Origin of the sequence: uncultured Bradyrhizobium sp., assembly GCF_936928535.1 — a bacterium.
Classification (GTDB): Bacteria; Pseudomonadota; Alphaproteobacteria; order Rhizobiales; family Xanthobacteraceae; genus Bradyrhizobium.
In genome coordinates, this window is record NZ_CAKZHY010000024.1 from 1 (window position 1) to 18,072 (window position 18,072).

General features: G+C 61.6%; 15 protein-coding genes. 10 read left to right on the plus strand and 5 right to left on the minus strand.

What is annotated here, in order from left to right; genetic code table 11:
* Window positions 1–213: 213 nt before the first annotated feature.
* Complete coding sequence (locus Q0687_RS03070; protein WP_298872094.1) at window positions 214–1,236, plus strand: hypothetical protein; 1,023 nt, start codon at window positions 214–216, stop codon at window positions 1,234–1,236.
* Between the two features lie 222 nt (window positions 1,237–1,458).
* Window positions 1,459–2,508 (plus strand): ABC transporter substrate-binding protein, encoded by a 1,050-nt coding sequence (locus Q0687_RS03075; protein ID WP_298872097.1) that lies wholly within the window; start codon window positions 1,459–1,461, stop codon window positions 2,506–2,508.
* 55 nt (window positions 2,509–2,563) lie between these two features.
* Here the strand turns inward: Q0687_RS03075 and Q0687_RS03080 are convergent, their stop codons facing one another.
* The gene (locus tag Q0687_RS03080) at window positions 2,564–3,226 is read right to left on the minus strand and encodes a hypothetical protein (RefSeq protein ID WP_298872099.1); all 663 of its coding nucleotides are present in this window, start codon (window positions 3,224–3,226) and stop codon (window positions 2,564–2,566) included.
* A 389-nt stretch (window positions 3,227–3,615) separates the two neighbouring features.
* Between Q0687_RS03080 and chrA the strand changes: the two genes are divergently transcribed.
* Window positions 3,616–4,800, plus strand: coding sequence for a chromate efflux transporter (chrA, locus tag Q0687_RS03085; protein ID WP_298872102.1), 1,185 nt, complete (start codon window positions 3,616–3,618; stop codon window positions 4,798–4,800).
* Between the two features lie 182 nt (window positions 4,801–4,982).
* Here chrA and Q0687_RS03090 read toward each other — a convergent pair whose 3' ends face one another.
* The 4 genes from Q0687_RS03090 to Q0687_RS03105 all read right to left on the minus strand — a co-directional run bounded on the left by Q0687_RS03090 (window position 4,983) and on the right by Q0687_RS03105 (window position 9,099).
* Entirely contained in the window at window positions 4,983–6,011 is a 1,029-nt protein-coding gene (locus tag Q0687_RS03090) for an ABC transporter permease (protein WP_298872104.1), read from the minus strand.
* A gap of 12 nt (window positions 6,012–6,023) precedes the next feature.
* Complete coding sequence (locus tag Q0687_RS03095; protein ID WP_298872106.1) at window positions 6,024–7,523, minus strand: sugar ABC transporter ATP-binding protein; 1,500 nt, start codon at window positions 7,521–7,523, stop codon at window positions 6,024–6,026.
* Between the two features lie 8 nt (window positions 7,524–7,531).
* The gene (locus tag Q0687_RS03100; RefSeq protein ID WP_298872108.1) at window positions 7,532–8,554 is read right to left on the minus strand and encodes a sugar ABC transporter substrate-binding protein; all 1,023 of its coding nucleotides are present in this window, start codon (window positions 8,552–8,554) and stop codon (window positions 7,532–7,534) included.
* A 140-nt stretch (window positions 8,555–8,694) separates the two neighbouring features.
* Window positions 8,695–9,099 (minus strand): globin, encoded by a 405-nt coding sequence (locus tag Q0687_RS03105; RefSeq protein WP_298872115.1) that lies wholly within the window; start codon window positions 9,097–9,099, stop codon window positions 8,695–8,697.
* A 480-nt stretch (window positions 9,100–9,579) separates the two neighbouring features.
* On the opposite strand from Q0687_RS03105, the gene Q0687_RS03110 reads away from it, so the two are divergent.
* The 7 genes from Q0687_RS03110 (at window position 9,580) to Q0687_RS03140 (ending at window position 18,067) form a co-directional block, all read left to right on the plus strand.
* Window positions 9,580–9,954 (plus strand): DUF2946 family protein, encoded by a 375-nt coding sequence (locus Q0687_RS03110; protein WP_298872186.1) that lies wholly within the window; start codon window positions 9,580–9,582, stop codon window positions 9,952–9,954.
* Window positions 9,955–9,994: 40 nt separating this feature from the next.
* Entirely contained in the window at window positions 9,995–12,553 is a 2,559-nt protein-coding gene (locus Q0687_RS03115) for a TonB-dependent receptor (RefSeq protein WP_298872118.1), read from the plus strand.
* A gap of 92 nt (window positions 12,554–12,645) precedes the next feature.
* Window positions 12,646–13,116: a copper chaperone PCu(A)C gene (locus Q0687_RS03120; RefSeq protein ID WP_298872188.1), complete on the plus strand. Its 471-nt coding sequence runs from the start codon at window positions 12,646–12,648 to the stop codon at window positions 13,114–13,116.
* 32 nt (window positions 13,117–13,148) lie between these two features.
* On the plus strand, window positions 13,149–13,667 hold the full coding sequence (locus tag Q0687_RS03125; protein WP_298872121.1) for a YcnI family protein: 519 nt from the start codon (window positions 13,149–13,151) through the stop codon (window positions 13,665–13,667).
* Window positions 13,667–15,229: a CopD family protein gene (locus Q0687_RS03130; protein ID WP_298872124.1), complete on the plus strand. Its 1,563-nt coding sequence runs from the start codon at window positions 13,667–13,669 to the stop codon at window positions 15,227–15,229. Before Q0687_RS03125 ends, Q0687_RS03130 begins: the two co-directional genes overlap by 1 nt.
* Before the next feature lie 147 nt (window positions 15,230–15,376).
* The gene (proS, locus tag Q0687_RS03135) at window positions 15,377–16,696 is read left to right on the plus strand and encodes a proline--tRNA ligase (protein ID WP_298872126.1); all 1,320 of its coding nucleotides are present in this window, start codon (window positions 15,377–15,379) and stop codon (window positions 16,694–16,696) included.
* 90 nt (window positions 16,697–16,786) lie between these two features.
* Complete coding sequence (locus tag Q0687_RS03140) at window positions 16,787–18,067, plus strand: lipoprotein-releasing ABC transporter permease subunit (RefSeq protein ID WP_298872128.1); 1,281 nt, start codon at window positions 16,787–16,789, stop codon at window positions 18,065–18,067.
* Window positions 18,068–18,072: the final 5 nt, after the last annotated feature.

An 18,072-nucleotide genomic window follows, 5' to 3' on the forward strand; every position in this document is an offset into this window, starting at 1 on the left:
AATCAACGGAATCACGGAATGCGAGTCGTCTCAACGGGAGTTTTGCAACAGAATCCTTCCGGGAGCGGACATCGCCGCGCTCTGGGCTGAGATCGGCCACGGGCCACCGGGCGACATTCGAAATCGAACTGCTATTGTCGTTCGCGTCTGGATTGATGTCTGGATGTTAGTAGGTTAGTTAGGCGCTCAGCCGAAATCTATTCTAGGTTGAATATGAAGGCAGGAATTCGATATTTTCTTTTCGCGATGCTCACAGGCATACCTTTTGTGGCAAGCGGCGGCGAAAGACCACTCGAATCAACCACGGCCAGTACCTTGAGGGGGCCGGAGGCGCTGCAGTTCCTGATAGGCAAGACGCTTCGATCGACTGGAAACAGCCAGTCTGGTCCTACCTACCGCTATTTCATGAACGATCATCTGGAATATCGCTGTTTGGGGGTAAGCCCCGCTGGTCTAAGCCGACGCGATCTGAGATTTTATGACGAAGCGAACGGTTGCGCCCTGCTGGTCATTTCGATGAAGGGGCAGCGGCTTTGCGAAGCGGTCGGGTACGAGAACTGCGGACAGCACGATTTCGCGCTCACCATCAGAAAGGCAGCAGAATCGACACTGAGTTCAGGTGATCATCAGCTACTTGGAAAAGTGAAGCTATCCTATGCCGATCCAACCCCGGTGGGCAGTAACTTCAACAATCCTGCCGAGTATGATCTTTTTCAAGGGAACGCCACCCTATTTCCCGACTTTGATCCGAGTCCGCGACCGAATCTTCTAGAATCGATTGGGCGCGAAGAGATGGATCAGGAAGAGCGACGTTGTGTTGAGTCGGGGGAAATTGCATCGGATACTAAAATTGTAGGGAATACCCTCGTATGGCGGAATCGCGATGGAAAATTCGACGGTCGTAACGCTGAATATTTCGACCCGGATGGACGCATCATATCAATTGCGATTCCAGAGAGCCCGCCTGCCGACGCCAGTCCTTCTCACCCATCGCAGGATAGCGAAGGTGACATAGGCATTAACCACTGGAAAATCGAAAAAGGCTGGCTACTTCGAACCGAAAACGACGAACCAACAAAGTTCTGCTGTGGGTTGTCCGTGCGATTGCAAAAGCCGAAGAATGCGAGCGCTGCCTCGCAGGCGAGGAGCTGTGTTACCGCCTCGCAAACGCCAACAAAATACATTGTTGAAGGCAACCCATACCAGATCGGCGTGAAACTGCCCGCAACAAAATGAACATCTAGGCTCTTCGAGCTTGAGGTCTCCTTCGGGTCAAAATGCGAACAACTCTGGTCGAGCAGATTTCGTCCGCTCTACCGTGATGAGCGGGCTTCTATCAGACGCGACGCAACTTCGCAGATGGGCCAATTGCAGAACGCCCGCGAACAGGTCGAGGGGTGCGTCGCTTGGCTCCGTCCCGAAGTTCCGCTATTGAGGGTAGTCCGATCGGAGGCGCCGATGCCCATCCAGCAGCGCAACAGCAGATTGGTCTTAGGGGACAAGTCGGCGGCATCTGTCGTGCGGCTCGTGGTGATCGGGCTCGCCATCTACATCGCAGGTGGCCGCCCCGGAAATGCGGAAACCACCGCGCCACGAAAGCGCCTCGGTATCTTGATGGGTGGCTCCTCTTGTCCCGGTCCGTCGGGGCCGGCTTTCTGGAAGCCCTTGCTTCAGAATCTAGCCGATCGAGGTTGGGTCGAGGGGCAATCTCTTGTCATCGACTGCGTCTCCGCAAATGGCCGCATAGAGGAAGCTCCCACGCTTGCGCGCGAGCTTGTGCTGCGGCGACCTGATGTCCTGTTCGGAGCTGCTACCCTGACGGTTCGCGCCTTGAAGCAGGCGACTACGGAAATTCCTATCATCACGCTCGCGTCGGACCCACTCAGCAGCGGGATTGTAAATAATCTGGCGCATCCGGAGGCGAACGTTACCGGAATCGCACCGATGACATTTGACCTTACAGGCAAGCGGATGGGCGTACTGAAGGAGCTGCTGCCAAGATTATCCAGACTGGCTGTAATTTGCGTGGTTCGATCAGCTCCCGATCCTGTAGACGATAAATGGCTGCGCGAGGACGTCGCCAAGTCCGCAGAGGCTCTCGGCGTTAGCTGGAGTGCTTTCTATCCAACCAAAGAAAACATTGAACAGGTATTTGCGCAAATTGCGGCCGACCGTTTCGATGCGGCTTATCTCTGGACGACGGCTTTCTCTTTTGCCGAACGCGAACAGATCGCTAAAGCGGCGCTCGAACATGGCGTGTCGACCATCTCCGATCTAGCGGATTACGCAAGGCAAGGCCTTCTTCTAACCTACGGGCAAGACTTCAGCACCTTCATGGGAGATGCAGCGGAGTACGTCGATAAGTTGCTGCGCGGCGCGAAACCTGCCGACCTTCCTCTGCAGCAACCTACGAAGTTTGATTTGGTGATCAATCTCAAGACCGCAAAAGAGCTTGGCGTTGCTATCCCGCCCTCGCTTCTAGCTCGCGCTGACGAAGTCATCGAATAAGCAGCGACGCCTATGCGTCAGCGTTTACATCGCAACGAGCGAAGGGGCAGCCACTTCAATTCGTCGTGGTCTTGCCGCCGCGCATGGACACGAGCTTGTCCTCACGAAATCGGAGAATGAGCCATGCGGTCTCTTCGAAGCCGTGTGCGAGCTTTCCCTCGTGAGAATACAGCATCTGAGCAGCTTCCGACTTCGACGGCGGTCCCAGCGCCGTGACGACCTCCTGATACGACATACCCAAATGCAGCTTGCCGTCGAAGACGAGGGGCGCGAACTTTTCCGGGATGATGGCGCAATCGGTCGAGGTGTCGGTGTCCTTATCGGTGAACTCTTCGACGATCTCCGTGACGCGATGGTCCGTGCCGCCCATCTCGCTGGACACGAGCCATAGTCGATGCTGTGCGCGCCTGTAACACAGCCAATGCATGCTACCTGCGGCGTCGCCCTGGTGCTGGATGGTCCCTTCGCCCACGGCCTTGCGGACCGCGTCGAGCGGCGTCTCCTCGAAGCGGCCGGCGAGTGTGCCCAGCGAAAAGCGGGTGGCCAATCTCTTCACGACTGTCGGCGGCACGTGCTCGAACGCATGTTCGTCGACTGGCGGCGGCGGTGTCTGTGCGGAGCAATCGTTCGCGGGGATCGCGAAAAGGAGAAACAGCAGGAGAAGCGTCTTTCGCCCAGGCGTCGAGAGGGCGGGCTTCAGTTTCTGGGTGTCGGACACGTCGGTCGATCTCCTGTGATGATTTCCTGGCTTCCTTCGACGCGGCCGGGTTGACAGGCCGGCTGTCAGGGCTTTTATTCATGGCACGGGGAATGCGATCTCCCCGCGAGGCGACATGCCCAAGAATCGCGTCCTGGTCACCAAGGGCGCAGCATGTCCACATCATACGCTTCAATTTCATCCGATAGACCGTCTCGACTGATCGTCACGCCGCGCGCGTCGATGCGCGTCGATGTGCGCATCGACGGGGACTTTCCCGCGAACCCGCGTTTGATGTCAGGCGCGGCAGGGCGTTCTTCACCTCGACGTTCAGGGCCCGGCCTCGCGCTTAGGGGTAGTCCGTGGTCGGGGCGTGGTGGTTCACTTATTTCGGCAATGGGGGTTAGTCGATGACGACGACAACGACGACAAATGAGCGCGGCGGGATGGGCGAGCTCGTTCGCTACTTCCTGCGACTGGGATTTCTCGGCTTCGGCGGGCCGGTGGCGCTGGTCGGCCAGATGGAGCGAGAGTTGGTCGATGGCAAGAAGTGGCTGACCAAGGAGCAGATGCGTGAGGCCATCGCGATCTGCCAGTCGCTGCCGGGGCCGCTGGCGATCCAGGTCGGCATCTACATTGCCTACCTGCGTTGCGGCTTCTGGGGCGCGTGGGCCGGCGGATGGGCTTTCATCCTGCCGAACTTCGCGATCGTCGCGGCGCTGGGCGCGCTCTACGTCTATCTCGGCGATCTGCAGCCCGTCACCGGCATCTTCTATGGCGTCAGCCCGGCCGTGATCGCCCTGATCCTGCATTCCTGCTACCGGCTTGCCAAGCTCGGCATGGAAGACTGGCTGCAATGGGGGATCGCGGCGGTGTGTCTCGCCGTCACCGTGATCCTGAAGGCCGAGGTCGCGTTTCTTTTCATCGGAGCCGGCATCGTCGGGATCATCTATTACGGCAACATCAAGAGGCCTCCCGTCGCGCTCCAGCTCGCAATGATACCAGCGGCTGCGCCCGCGGCCGCGCCGGTTGCGACCGGCTCGGCACTGGGCAAGCTGCTGCTGTTCTTCCTCAAGGCGGGATCGCTGACCTTCGGCAGCGGCCTTGTGATCGTTCCCTTCCTCGAGCAGGGACTGGTGCAGCAATATGGCTGGCTCAACGAGCGCGAATTCCTGATCGCGGTCGCGATCGGGATGATGAGCCCGGGGCCGGTCGTGATCACGGCGACCTTTGTCGGCTATCTGGTGGCGGGCTTCTGGGGCTCGCTCACCGCCACGGTCGGCATCTTCCTTCCGTCGTTTCTGCTCATTCTGGTCGCTGCGCCCTTGCTCGCGCGGCATCGCAAGAATCCGAACGTGCAGGGCTTCGTGAAGGGGGCCTATGCGGCGGCGATCGGGACCATTCTCGGCGCGTGCTTCCTGCTCGGCAAGATCGCGATCGGCGATTGGCTCACCGCCCTGATCGGCATCATCTCGCTCGCCGTGCTGTTCCGCTGGAAGGTCAGCAATCCCGCGCTGATTGCCGTCACCGCCGTCGTTGGCCTGATCGCCTATCCGATCCTCCAGCCGGCGTGGGTGCTCACCGGGCTCAAATGAGGATTGGAAAACCCGCGACGGATTTCTCCGCGCGGGTGCATTTCCCATGGTGCCATTCTGCCAGTGTTTTGCCCGACGAGTCAAATTCAAATTCGGAAATAGCGTAGGTCTATCCGCGCCAAATTCCCCAATGATTTGTACTGTGCATGGGGTTGTTTTCGCGGCTTCGTTTTGATGGCCGATTACTCCGCCGCTTTTTCCCGCAGGCGCTGCGCATAGACGTTGATGATCAAGGCCGCCAGCAGGATCAGGCCGCGGATCAGGATCTTCAGGAAGCTGTCGATGTTGACGTGGTCGAGGCCGTTATTGAGAACACCGAGAACAAACAGCCCGACGATGGTGTTGCCGATGCCGCCGCGGCCGCCGAACAGGCTGGTGCCGCCGACGACGACGGCGGCGATGGAGTCGAGCAAATAAGTATCGAACTCGTTCTGCTGCGCGCTGCCGAAATGGGCAACGCCCAGCATGCCGCCGATGCCGGAGCACACCGCCGAGATGATCATCACCGCGCCCAGGATGAGCTTGACGTTGAGGCCGGAATATTCGGCCGCCTCGCGGTTGCCGCCGACCATGTAGACGTAGCGGCCGAAGCGCGTGTAGGTCAGCACCAGGTGCCCGGCGAGCAGCATGATCGCCGCGACGATGACGATCCAGGGGATGCCGCCGATCGAGCCGGAGCCGAGCGTCGTGATCAGGCTTGGTACCTTGTAGGCGATCTGGCCGCGCACCAAGAGGGCGGAGATGCCGGCGGCGATCTGCATCATGGCGAGCGTCATGATGAAGGAGGGGATGCCGATCACGGTCAGCCCCAGCGCGTTGACGAGGCCGAGAGCCGCGCAGAGCAGCAGCGCCAGCAGGATCGCGGCCACACCGGGCAGCGGGATGTTGGGAATGTTGACGTAGGATTCCTGCAGCGTGAAGTAGGCGACCGCGATGCCGGTGACGTTGGCGATGCTGGCGATCGAGAGGTCGATCTCGGCGCAGAGGATCACGAAGGTGAGGCCGACGGCGATGACGCCCGTCACCGACACCTGCGTCAGGATGTTGCCGAGATTGTCGATCGTCGCAAAGGAGGGGCTGGCGACGGCGAAGAACGCGGACAGGAAGATCAGCGTCAGGAACGGCGCGATGTTGCGCATCTGCGAGCGCAGGAAGGAGGCAAGCCCCCGTGTGCGCTGGCCCGCCGCTGGTGCCGTTTCACTGCTCGCCATTGTGCTTCTCCGTCACGCCGCTTCCAGCAGGCGGTCCTTGCTGACCGGCTCGTTTTTGAATTCCCGCACCAATGTGCCGCGTTTGAGCACGAGGATGCGGTCGGCCAGCGACAGCACCGTTTCCGGCTCGGTCGACAGCACAATGATCGCGAGCCCCCTGGCGCGGAGGTCGCGGACGATGTTGATGACGTCGTTCTTGGCGCCGACATCCATGCCACGCGTCGGCTCGCACAGCACCAGGAGCTTGGGCGGATAGGTCAGCCATTTTGCCAGCGCAACCTTCTGCTGGTTGCCGCCGGAGAGCATGCCGAGATCGAGGCCGACCACCGGCGGCCTGATCTGGAGCTGCTCGACCTGGCGCTGCGCGATATCGCGCTCCTGCGCCGGCTTGAGCAGCAGGGAGGAGATGCGATCGAGGATGCTGATCGAGATGTTCTTGTAGACCGGCTCCTGGTGGAACAGCATGGCGCGCCGGCTCTCCGGCACCAGCGCCACGCCGGCCCGGCGCGCCGCCGCCGTGCTCGCGAAGGTCTTTGGTGCGCCCTCGACGACAAGCGTGCCGGCGTCCGGCTTCAGCTTGCCGAACAGGATGCGGGACAATTCTTGTTGCCCGCAGCCCATAAAGCCGTAGATGCCGAGCACCTCTCCGGCGCGGGCCTCGAACGAGACGTCCTTGAGGCTGCGCGCCAGCGACAGCTGGTCGACCTTCAGTACGACCTGGCTGTCGCTCGGCCGCGGCAGCATCAGATCGTCGGTGTAGCTGTGCTCGAGCGCCTCGCCGCCGCGGCCGATCATGGCCTCGATCAGCGCGCCCTTGGTGGTGGCGGCGCTTGCGGTCTCCGCGACCTTCCGCCCGTTGCGGAAGACGGTGACCGTGTCGGAGACGCGAAGAATGTCCTCGATGAAATGCGAGATGAAGACGATGGCGGTGCCTTCCTCGCGTAAGCGCCGCAGCGTCGCGAACAACCGTTCGACCTCGGGCGGGGAGAGGGCGGAGGTCGGCTCGTCCAGGATGACGATGCGCGCGCCGGAGAACAGCACGCGGGCGATCTCGATCAGCTGTTGCAGCCCGATCGGGAGATCGCCGAGCCGGCTCATGGGATCGACGTCGATGCCGAAGCGGGCAAGTTGCTCACCGGCCTCGCGCGCCATCCGCCGCCATTGCACGAGGCCGAGCGCGTTGGTCGGCTGGTTGCCCAGGAAGACATTCTCGGCGACCGTGAGATCGGGCGCGACCGAGAGCTCCTGATGCACCATGGCGATGCCGGCGGCGTGCGCATCGCGCGCCGAACGGAAATGCCTCTCCTGACCGTCGATCAGGAAGCGGCCGGAGAATTCGGTGTGCACGCCGGCGATGATCTTCATCAGCGTGCTTTTTCCCGCGCCGTTCTCCCCGACGAGACCGTGGATCTCGCCGGGATGAAGCGCGAAGTCGACACCACGAAGCGCTTCGACGCCGCCGAAGCTCTTCGTGATGCCCTGGAGTTCCAGGATGGGACGTCCCTCAGGCATGGAAGATTTCAGATCAGGAAGTGATCTTCCATCCACTGCATGCCGGCAGCATTGGCCTTGGTCACGACAGGGCCGTCGGTGACGACGCTCTTGGGGATGCCCTGGCCACTCTTCTCGCCGCCGACCACGGCAGCGACGCCCGCGATGATCGCGCCGCCATGGATGCGGCACGACGGATTGCGCACGGTTGCGAACATCCGACCCTCGCTGACCGCCTGGATCGCCGGCGGCATCGCATCGACGCCGCCGATCAGGATGTTGGTGCGGTTGTGCGCCTTCATGATGTTGGCGGCCGCAAGCGCCATGTCGTCATTGTGGAAGAAAGCCGCGTCGATCTGCGGGTATTTGGTCAGATAGGTTTCCCACAGCCGCGCGGTCTTGGAGACGTCCCAATCCGCCGGCTGGGTGTCGAGCACCTCGATCCCGGGGAATTGTTTCACCACCGACTCAAAGCCCTTGGCGCGACCCTGCGCGCCGGTATGGCCAAGCGCGCCCTGGGTCATGATGATCTTGCCCTTGCCGCCCATCTTGTTGCACAGCGCCTGCGTGACCGAGGCGCCCATGAACTCGTTGTCGGGGGCGAGGAAGGAATGGACGTTGATTTGATCAAGCGGAGCAATCAGCGTGTCCATGTCGATGACGGGCGTGCCGGCGTCGATCATCTTCTGCACGGGCTGGGTGAGGGTGCCGATGCCGAAGGCCTGGATCGCGACGAAATCCCATTTCTGCGAGGCCATGTTGTCGATCGCCGCGCGCTGCTTCACGGCATCCAGCTGGCCGTCGAACCAGGTGACTTCGACATTGAACAGCTTGCCCCAGAATTCCGCGGCCTGTTTGCCCTGCGCGCACCAGGTCGCCTGAAGGCCCGCGTTGGAGAACGCCGCCTTCAGCGGCTTCTCGCTTCGTCCCATTTCGGCTGCCAATGCTGGGTTTATGCCCATGCTGCCGAGGATGGCAGTCGCTGCGCCGGCGGTCGCAGCCGCCTGAAGAAGATCGCGCCTCGTCGTCGAGAAATCTTTCGTCCCGGACATCGCTCGCTCCCATATATTTTGTCGTCGGCGCGTCATTGGTTGCGCTACCGATGAGGAAAGTCTGTCACAAGAGTTGATGCCACTCAACGTGCAATCGAGGGTGAGATTGTCACGGCTGCGTTGGTGCAGCGCAAGGCACGCTACGCTGCGATGCCAGCGAAGGCGTCGATTTCGACGAGGAGTTTCTCCCAGGCTTGTGCGATGTCCCGCGACCATTGATCGCCGAGCAGGTCGCGCAGCGTATCTCTGATGACGGCAAAGAAGGCGATGAACAGCTCGCGCGGCGTGCCATAGGCGTCGTGCGAGGCGACCTCGCAGGCAATCAGCCTGAAACGCCCGCTGCGATCTGCCGCGAAGTCGAGGATCGCCTCGATGGTCAGCGCAAGCATCGATCCCATGACGAGCTCACTGCCATGCGTGCGGAACATCGTCCGCGTCTCTGGATGCTCGCTGAACAGCCGCTGATAGACGACGGGTGTGAGATCTACGCCGCGCGATGCCGCAAGCTCAAAGCTTTGCTCGATCGGATTGGCAGGGGTTCTCATCGGCACATCAGCCGCGCAGATAAAAAAAGAGCGGGGCCCTAGCCCCGCTCAAAAATTGTGTCGACCCTATTATCCCCGATTCTAAGATTTGATCTTGATTGACGGGGCGACGCTGCGTTTTGCGCGCCAGGGGCTCCTCCCGAGACTTGGACCACCAGACTTCGACCTCACGGCCAGCCTGAGCGAGGGGGATGCTAGATCAACTTTTCTCACTTGTCATCATTTTCGGCAACGATTGTTCAAAATTCGAGCAGTTGACGAAACGATCGGGCCGGGACTGTCGTAAGTATATGACAAATATAAGAATTCTGTGGATATGATCGGGTGGTGCAGCTGCCTCAAATGCCGGACAACGCTCCGCACGCGAGCCCGGCGAAGACATTTTTTGAGAAATTTGCGCCGTCCCAACAAGCTTGGCGATGTGATCTCGACTCCGGCCAGACGTGGTGTTTAGTTAGCAGAGAGCGAATGGTTCGGCGGATGCGCGCGCGGCTGCAAAAATTCCTACCGGTTGTCCTGCTTGCGCTTGCGATGCAGGTGCTGGCACCGATTGCCGCCTGCTGGGCGGCCGGGCAGGCCGTTGCCGATCCGCTTGGCGCCGGTGTCATCTGCCATAGCGTCAGCGAGCAGGGCGCTCCGAATGATGGGGGTGGTTCGCCGATCGCGCATTCCGGTGCCTGCGCGCTGTGTTGCCTCGCGCAGGCGAGCGCCTCCCTCGATTCGCCTCCGCACGCGGCGCTCTCCGCTCCCCTCCGCCGGACAGAACGCGTGGTGTGGCATAAGGCGGATGTGTCGGCTCCCGCGGCCCACAAGGGCTCAAGCGCCCAGGCACGGGGACCTCCCTCAATTTCCTGACGACCCTTCGTAACCGCCGCCCTCCGTGTGCCGGCGATTGATGCCGTCAAAAGGCCGGAGAGAAAGCCGGCGTCAGGAATGCACCATGTTACCTCGTCATGCCCGCAGTGGCGTGAGCATCGTTGCCGTTCAGGCCGCGCTGCTTGCCTCGTCGAGCGGAGCCTTCGCCCAGAGCAGCCCAGGAGAGCTGCCAGCGGTGACCGTCGATGCGCCTGTGACGGTGAAGCCAAAGCCGCGCAAGCCGGCAGTGCATACTGCGGGCACCAGAAGATCGTCGGCAAAGCCTGTGGTCGAGCGGCCGGCTTCGGTCGCCGCAACCAGCGAGGAGGGCACAAGTGCTGCCCGAACCTCGCTCGCCCCGCCGGCGGCGGTGGCACGCTATCAGTTGCCGCAGCGTTCCTTCAGCATCACAGCGAAGGAGGCCGACGAGACCATCAACCTCAAAGACCCCGAGGACGCCGTCAAATACATGCCGAGCCTGTTCGTGCGGAAGCGCAACGATGGCGACAACCAGGCGGTGCTCGCGACGCGAAGCTGGGGCCTGAGCTCGAGTGCACGCACGCTGATCTATTACGACGACCTGCTGATCTCCGCGCTGATCGGCAATAACAATTCCGGCGCCTCGCCGAAATGGAATCTGATCTCGCCTGAGGCGATCGGGCGGGTCGATTTCCTCAACGGTCCGTTTGCGGCTGCCTATCCCGGCAATTCCATCGGCGGCGTTCTGCTGATCACGTCCAAAATGCCGGACAAGCCGTTTGCCGTGGCGAAGGAAACCGTCTCGGTGATGCCCTGGAATCAATACGGCACCAAGGACACCTATGTGACCAGCCAGACCAGCGCCGCTGCAGGCAATCGCGACGGCAAGCTGTCCTGGTTCGTCAGCGCCAACTATCTCGACAGCTATCAGCAGCCGCTGACTTACACGACTTTTGGCACCATTTTTGGTGTCGGCCCCGCAAACACAACCGGCGCCATTGGCGCATGGAACAGGACGGGCGGCGTTGCGAATGTCATAGGTACGGGCACGCTGGCGCACTCTCAGCAGGCGTCCGGGAATCTAAGAATTGCCTATGATGTCTCGCCGCTGGTGCAGGCCACCTACTCGCTGGGCATCTGGAATAATCACCAGACCTCCGATCCGCAGACCTATTTGAGGTCTGCGTTTACGGGACAACCAACCTTCGGCGGCCAGGGTGCGTTCGCGAGCAACAAATACATCTGGGACCAGACCCACATCAGCAACGCGGTGGCGCTCAAAAGCGACACCAAAGGCGTCTTCGATTTTGACCTTTCGGCATCGAGTTATAATTATCTTCAAGACACTCAGATCAATCCGTTCACCGTCGCGCCGTTCAGCCCCACGCAAGCAGGGCTGGGCTATTCGCTGAACGGCAAGATCACCCGCAACGACGGCACAAACTGGCAAAACGCTGATGCCAAAGGCATCTGGAGGCCGTTCGGCATCGATGGTCCTCACGAGGTCAGCTTTGGTGTTCACGGCGACCGGTATCGGTTGGAGAACCCGGTCTACTTGTCCTCAGTCTGGTATGCGACGTCCTCGACCGGCACCGGTCAACTCTTCACCTCTGGCGTCGGCGAAACCCGCACCGGTGCTCTTTGGTTGCAGGACGCCTGGAAGATCGTTCCCGATCTGAAGCTGACGCTGGGCGGACGGCTCGAGACTTGGCGCTCACTGGATGGCTTCAATATCAACTCTAATCCGACGGCGACCAGCGGCATCCCGGCGGCGCCGATTCCGGTCTTCGTTCCGGTCGCGAAAAACCAGCCAGGGCTTAACTCAACCAACTTCTCGCCGAAGGCCTCGCTCTCTTATGATCTCAGCAAGGAGTGGAACGTCACCGCGAGCTTTGGTGAGTCGTATCGCTATCCGACCGTCACCGAACTATATCAAAACATAACGGTCGCTGGTGTGGCGACGTTTGCCAATCCCAACCTGAAGCCCGAACAGGACTTCACCGGTGAATTGAACGTTGAGCGGAAATGGAATGATGGCCGCGTCAGGCTGACGCTTTTCAAGGAGAGGACCAACGACGCAATCATCTCGCAAACCACGAACGTGACGAATTCGACGGGTGGTCAGACTCCCACGACGACAATCGGCAATGTCGATGCAATTCGCATGCAAGGCGCCGAGTTGTCGGCCGACAAGGACAACGTGCTGGTGAGGGGGCTGCAGGTATTCGGCAGCGTAACCTATGTCGACTCCAGGATTCTAAGCGATCCGACCTTTGTCAGTACGATTGGTGGCACAACAGCGACGGGGAAGCGCGTGCCCAATGTTCCAGAATGGCGCTCCACAGTCGGGGTTACCTATCGGCCAAACGAGAACTGGGCCTATACGGTCGCGGGACGTTACATCGGAAAGCAATATGCGACCCTCGACAACACTGACACCTTTGCACACGTCTACCAGGCCTTCGACCCGTTCTTGGTCTTCGACATGAAGGTTCACTACAAGGCGACGCAGAACTTCTCCCTCGATTTCGGCATCGACAACATCTTCAACGCGCAATATTTCCTGTTCCATCCGTTCCCGGGACGAACTTTCGTTCTCGCCGGCAAGTACACGTTCTGACAGGTGGAATACTCTCAACGGCGACAAGAAAGGCAATCGACATGAACAAGCTCTCAACTCTCATCGCGCTCGCGGCTTTCTCGGCCGTCGCGATGTCAACGCCCGTCCGCGCCGACGACGTCAAGGCCGGAGACCTCGTCATCTCGCAGGCCTGGAGTCGGGCAACGCCTGGAGGCGCCAAGGTCGCCGGAGGCTTCATGACCATCGAGAACAAGGGTACGGCGCCCGACAAACTGGTCGCTGTGTCTGCCGAGATCGCCGGCAAGGCCGAGGTCCATGAGATGGCCATGGACAATGGCGTGATGAAGATGCGCCCGCTGGACAAGGGCCTCGTCATCGAGCCCGGCAAGACCGTGAAGCTCGCGCCCGGCGGCAACCACCTGATGCTTCAGGACCTCAAGGGTCCGTTCAAGCAGGGTGAGAAAGTCCCGGTTACGCTCGAGTTCGAGAAGGCCGGCAAGGTCTCTGTCTCGCTCGACGTCCAGGGCGTCGGTGCGCAGGCGCCTGGCGGCGGTGGCCAGATGATGAAGAAAATGCCAGATCATTCGGGAATGAAAATGTGACGCCTGTGGTCTAATCCTCCGGGAGATTGAGCATGTCGAAGACACCCTGGCTGATCCTGACGGCTGCGCTTGTGGCATCGCCAGCGGCGGCACACGTCTATCTGGAAGGCAAGCAGGCCACGGTCGGCTCATCCTACAAAGCCGTCTTTGCCGTTCCCCACGGCTGTTCCGGCTCGTCGACGGTCAAGCTGCGCGTGCAGATCCCCGAAGGGGTTATTGCGGTGAAGCCGATGCCGAAGGCCGGCTGGAACGTCGATGTCGTCGAGGGCGAATATGCCAGCCCTTACGACTATCACGGCAACAAGCTGACTTCGGGCGTGAAGGAAGTGGTCTGGTCCGGCGGTAATCTACCGGATCGTAATTACGATGAGTTCGTCGTCAGCAGCTTCCTCACGGACAGCCTGAAGCCAAACACGACGCTGTATTTTCCGGTGGTGCAGGAATGCGAGAAGGGCGTCAGCCGCTGGATCGAAATCCCGGCGGAGGGCGCCGCGCATTCGCACGAGGACAAGTCGCCCGCGCCTGGCGTGAAACTGCTGCCCAAGCCGTAATGCGCTTTCTCGCTGCGCTCGCGACACTGCTCGTACTTGTCGGGACGACGACCGGCGCGATGGCGCATGCGGCGCTGATTTCGGTTGAACCGGCGAGCGGAAGTATCCTTGCGAGCGCGCCAAAGGCGGTGGAACTGCGCTTCAATGAGGCGGTGACGCCGGGCGCGATCCAGTTGATCGACGGCGCGGGCAAGGCGCGGGACGATGCGCGCGTCACGGCAGCAGGCGAGAGCATTTCGGTTGCGATGCCGCCGGACCTGCCGCGGGGCACGGCGGTCGTGAGCTACCGGGTGATCTCGCAGGACGGCCATCCGGTGGCGGGATCGGTGATCTTTTCCGTGGGGGCGCCGACGGCCACGCAGCCCGTAGCCAACGCCGATGTCCCGTTGCAGACGCTGATCTGGCTGTCGCGCATCGGTCTCTATCTCGGGCTGTTCGTCGGCGTCGGCGGCGTGTTCTTTGGCCGTTGGATTGCGTGGTCGATGATAGGCATGGGCGTGCCGCGGATGGCGCTCCTCATCGGCATCCCGAGCGCGGTCGTATCTCTCGGCGCGCTGGGCCTCGATCTCCTGGGCCTGCCGTTGGCAGCAATGGTGACGGCCGCACCTTGGAGCATCGCATTCGCGACCAGTGCCGGCCCCGCCTTGCTCGTCGCCATCGTGGCCATGCTGCTGGCGCTGATGGCGCTCAGCCGAGCGTGGTATGGGCGCGTGTTTGCGGCGACTGCGTTCGCCGGTGTCGGCCTGTCGATCGCGATGACCGGACACGCCGCAACGGCGTCGCCCGAGATGCTGATGCGGCCGGCGGTCTTCGTCCACGGCCTCGCTGTCGCTTTCTGGATCGGCGCGTTGGCGCCGCTGGCAGCGTTGGTGAAGAAACCGACGCCGACAGTGCTGCCGCTCCTGAACCGCTTCTCGCGCATGGCCGTGCCAGTGGTCGTGGCGCTGGCGCTGACTGGCCTTACGCTTGCGATCATCCAGCTCGAAAAGCTATCGGCGTTGATCGAAACCAGTTACGGCCTCATTCTGTCGATCAAACTGGCGCTGGTCTTGTCCCTGTTGGGCCTCGCCGCCCTCAATCGTTACAGACTGACGCCGGCGCTGGCGAAAAATCGCGGGGCCGCTTCTGCGCTCAAACGTTCAATCCTGCTGGAGTGTGGGGCCGCGCTCGGCATCTTCGCCGTCGTCGCGGGCTGGCGCTTCACGCCACCGCCGCGCACCATCGTGCCGGAGACGCCGCTTGCGATCCATATCCACACCGACAAGGCGATGTTCCAGGTGCTGGTGTCGCCGGGCAAGGCCGGCGTGGACGATTTCGTGCTTCAGCTCATGACCGGCCAGGCGACGCCGCTGAAGGCCAAGGAGGCAACGCTGACGCTGAGCCTTCCCGAGCGCAGCATCGAGCCGATGGAACGCGACGCCAAGCTCGGACCAGACGGCTATTGGCACGTGCGCAAGGTCGAGTTGCCCTTCGCCGGCCGCTGGCACGTAAGGATCGATGCGCTGGTGACCGATTTCGAGAAGATCACGCTCGAGGACGACCTCGAGGTCGCGCCGCCTTAGGGCCGACACGGTTCGAGTCGAACCTGAAGTCGACGGAAAAATGACAGGAATTCCGCCGCGTTAGCGGCTTTTCCTCATTCCCGGTCTTGTGTTTTCGCTCTCAATCCGGTTTCACTGCAACCCCTCACTGATTCCCAGAGTATTGCCATGCGGTTGTCGCGGTTCTTTCTGCCCATTCTGAAGGAAAATCCGAAAGAGGCGGAGATCGTCTCGCATCGGCTGATGCTGCGCGCGGGCATGATCCGGCAGGAAGCGGCCGGCATCTATGCCTGGCTGCCGCTCGGCTTCCGCGTGCTGAAGAAAATCGAGCAGATCGTGCGCGAGGAGCAGGACCGTTCTGGTGCGCTGGAACTGCTGATGCCGACGCTTCAACTCGCCGACCTCTGGCGCGAGAGCGGCCGCTACGATGCTTACGGACCGGAGATGCTGCGCATCGCCGATCGCCACAAGCGCGAGCTGCTGTATGGGCCGACCAACGAGGAAATGATCACCGAGATCTTTCGCGCGTACGTGAGGTCTTACAAGAACCTGCCGCTGAATCTCTATCATATTCAATGGAAATTCCGCGACGAGCAGCGTCCGCGTTTCGGCGTGATGCGCGGCCGCGAATTCCTGATGAAGGACGCCTATTCGTTCGACCTCAACGAGGCCGCTGCACGCGTCGCCTACAACAAAATGTTCGTCGCCTATTTGCGCACCTTCGCGCGGATGGGGCTGAAGGCGATCCCGATGCGCGCCGAGACCGGCCCGATCGGCGGCGATCTCAGCCATGAGTTCATTGTGCTTGCCGAAACCGGCGAATCCGGCGTGTTCATCAATCGCGACGTGCTGGACCTGCCGGTGCCGGACGAGAATGTCGACTATGACGGCGACCTGACGCCGATCATCAAGCAGTGGACCTCGGTCTATGCCGCGACGGAGGACGTTCATGATGCAGCGCGCTTCGAGCAGGAAGTGCCCGCCGATAAGCGTGTGAACACCCGCGGCATCGAGGTCGGCCAGATCTTCTATTTCGGCACGAAGTACTCTGAGCCGATGAAGGCGATGGTGGCGGGCCCCGACGGCGTCGATGTGCCGATCCATGGCGGCTCCTATGGCGTCGGCGTCTCGCGCCTGCTGGGAGCCATCATCGAGGCCTGCCACGACGATGCCGGCATCAAATGGCCGGAGGCGGTGGCGCCGTTCCGCGTCGCGATCCTCAACCTCAAGCAGGGCGATGCGGCGGTCGATGGCGCCTGTGAGAAGCTCTATGCCGAGCTCGCCGCCAAGGGCGTCGATGTGCTCTATGACGACACCGACCAGCGTGCCGGCGCCAAATTCGCTGCCGCCGACCTGATCGGCATCCCCTGGCAGATCATGATCGGGCCGAAGGGCTTGGCCGACGGCAAGGTCGAGATCAAGAAGCGCAGTGACGGCTCCCGCGAGACCATGTCGCCTGCGGACGCGGTTGCAAGACTTGTGGGCTGATAAGTCTGGTCGGCTGAATATTGTTCATCGCCCGAGATCGCGGCCGCCAATCCGGCCACAATTGACCCCGAATCATGGGATTATCGAGCGATGGATGAAACCATGACCGAAACCGTCCAAACTGCGCCTTTCGCACCCTTCGAGTGGATGCTGTCGGCCCGCTACCTGCGGGCGCGGCGGAAGGAGGGATTCATCTCGGTCATCGCCGGGTTCTCCTTCCTCGGCATCATGCTGGGCGTCGCCACGCTAATCATTGTGATGGCCGTGATGAACGGCTTCCGGAAGGAGCTGCTCGACAAGATTCTCGGCCTGAACGGCCACATCCTGGTCCAGCCGCTGGAATCGCCGCTGACCGACTGGAAGGACGTCGCCGAGCGCATCAGCCAGGTCCAGGGCATCCGGCTGGCGGCCCCCGTGGTCGACGGCCAGGCGCTGGCGTCCTCGCCCTGGAATGCCTCGGGCGTGCTGGTGCGAGGCATCCGCTCCGACGACCTCAACAACCTCACCTCGATCGCCAAGAACATCAAGCAGGGTTCGCTCGAGGGCTTTGACGACGGGCAGGGCGTCGCGATCGGGCGCCGGCTCGCCGACCAGCTGTCGCTGCATGCTGGCGACAGCGTGACCTTGGTGGCGCCGAAGGGCGCGGTGACCCCGATGGGCACGACGCCGCGCATCAAGCCCTACAAGATCGTCGCCGTGTTCGAGATCGGCATGTCCGAATACGATCTCGGCTTCGTGTTCATGCCGCTCGCCGAGGCGCAGGCCTATTTCAACCGCAGCAGCGACGTCACCTCGATCGAGGTGTTCACCAACAACCCCGACAAGATCGACTCCTTCCGCAAATCGGTGACGGAAGCCGCGGGCCGGCCGGTGTTCCTGGTCGACTGGCGCCAGCGCAACTCGACTTTCTTCAACGCGCTCCAGGTCGAGCGCAACGTGATGTTCCTGATCCTGACCATGATCGTGCTGGTCGCAGCGCTCAACATCGTCTCCGGCCTGATCATGCTGGTGAAGGACAAGGGCAGCGACATCGCGATCCTCCGGACGATGGGGGCCTCGCAGGGCTCGATCATGCGCATCTTCCTGATCACGGGTGCCTCGATCGGCGTGGTCGGCACGCTGGTCGGCTTCTTCGTCGGGCTCGTGATCTGCCTCAACATCGAATCGATCAGACAATTCCTGTCCTGGCTGACGAGCACCGAATTGTTCTCGCCGGAGCTGTACTTCCTGTCGAAACTGCCCGCCGAGATCGACGTCGGCGAGACCACGGCCGTCGTCATCATGGCGCTGACGCTGTCGTTCCTGGCGACACTCTACCCGTCGTGGCGCGCCGCGCGCCTCGATCCGGTCGAAGCGCTGCGCTACGAGTGAGGGGC

Excerpts from the sequence above, each read along its gene's own strand:
- Q0687_RS03070 (WP_298872094.1), top strand. The coding sequence starts at position 214 with ATGAAGGCAGGAATTCGATATTTTCTTTTCGCGATGCTCACAGGCATA.
- Q0687_RS03075 (WP_298872097.1), top strand. The coding sequence starts at position 1,459 with ATGCCCATCCAGCAGCGCAACAGCAGATTGGTCTTAGGGGACAAGTCG.
- chrA (WP_298872102.1), top strand. The coding sequence starts at position 3,616 with ATGACGACGACAACGACGACAAATGAGCGCGGCGGGATGGGCGAGCTC.
- Q0687_RS03090 (WP_298872104.1), bottom strand. The coding sequence starts at position 6,011 with ATGGCGAGCAGTGAAACGGCACCAGCGGCGGGCCAGCGCACACGGGGG.
- Q0687_RS03095 (WP_298872106.1), bottom strand. The coding sequence starts at position 7,523 with ATGCCTGAGGGACGTCCCATCCTGGAACTCCAGGGCATCACGAAGAGC.
- Q0687_RS03100 (WP_298872108.1), bottom strand. The coding sequence starts at position 8,554 with ATGTCCGGGACGAAAGATTTCTCGACGACGAGGCGCGATCTTCTTCAG.
- Q0687_RS03105 (WP_298872115.1), bottom strand. The coding sequence starts at position 9,099 with ATGAGAACCCCTGCCAATCCGATCGAGCAAAGCTTTGAGCTTGCGGCA.
- Q0687_RS03110 (WP_298872186.1), top strand. The coding sequence starts at position 9,580 with ATGCGCGCGCGGCTGCAAAAATTCCTACCGGTTGTCCTGCTTGCGCTT.
- Q0687_RS03115 (WP_298872118.1), top strand. The coding sequence starts at position 9,995 with ATGCCGTCAAAAGGCCGGAGAGAAAGCCGGCGTCAGGAATGCACCATG.
- Q0687_RS03120 (WP_298872188.1), top strand. The coding sequence starts at position 12,646 with ATGTCAACGCCCGTCCGCGCCGACGACGTCAAGGCCGGAGACCTCGTC.
- Q0687_RS03125 (WP_298872121.1), top strand. The coding sequence starts at position 13,149 with ATGTCGAAGACACCCTGGCTGATCCTGACGGCTGCGCTTGTGGCATCG.
- Q0687_RS03130 (WP_298872124.1), top strand. The coding sequence starts at position 13,667 with ATGCGCTTTCTCGCTGCGCTCGCGACACTGCTCGTACTTGTCGGGACG.
- proS (WP_298872126.1), top strand. The coding sequence starts at position 15,377 with ATGCGGTTGTCGCGGTTCTTTCTGCCCATTCTGAAGGAAAATCCGAAA.
- Q0687_RS03140 (WP_298872128.1), top strand. The coding sequence starts at position 16,787 with ATGGATGAAACCATGACCGAAACCGTCCAAACTGCGCCTTTCGCACCC.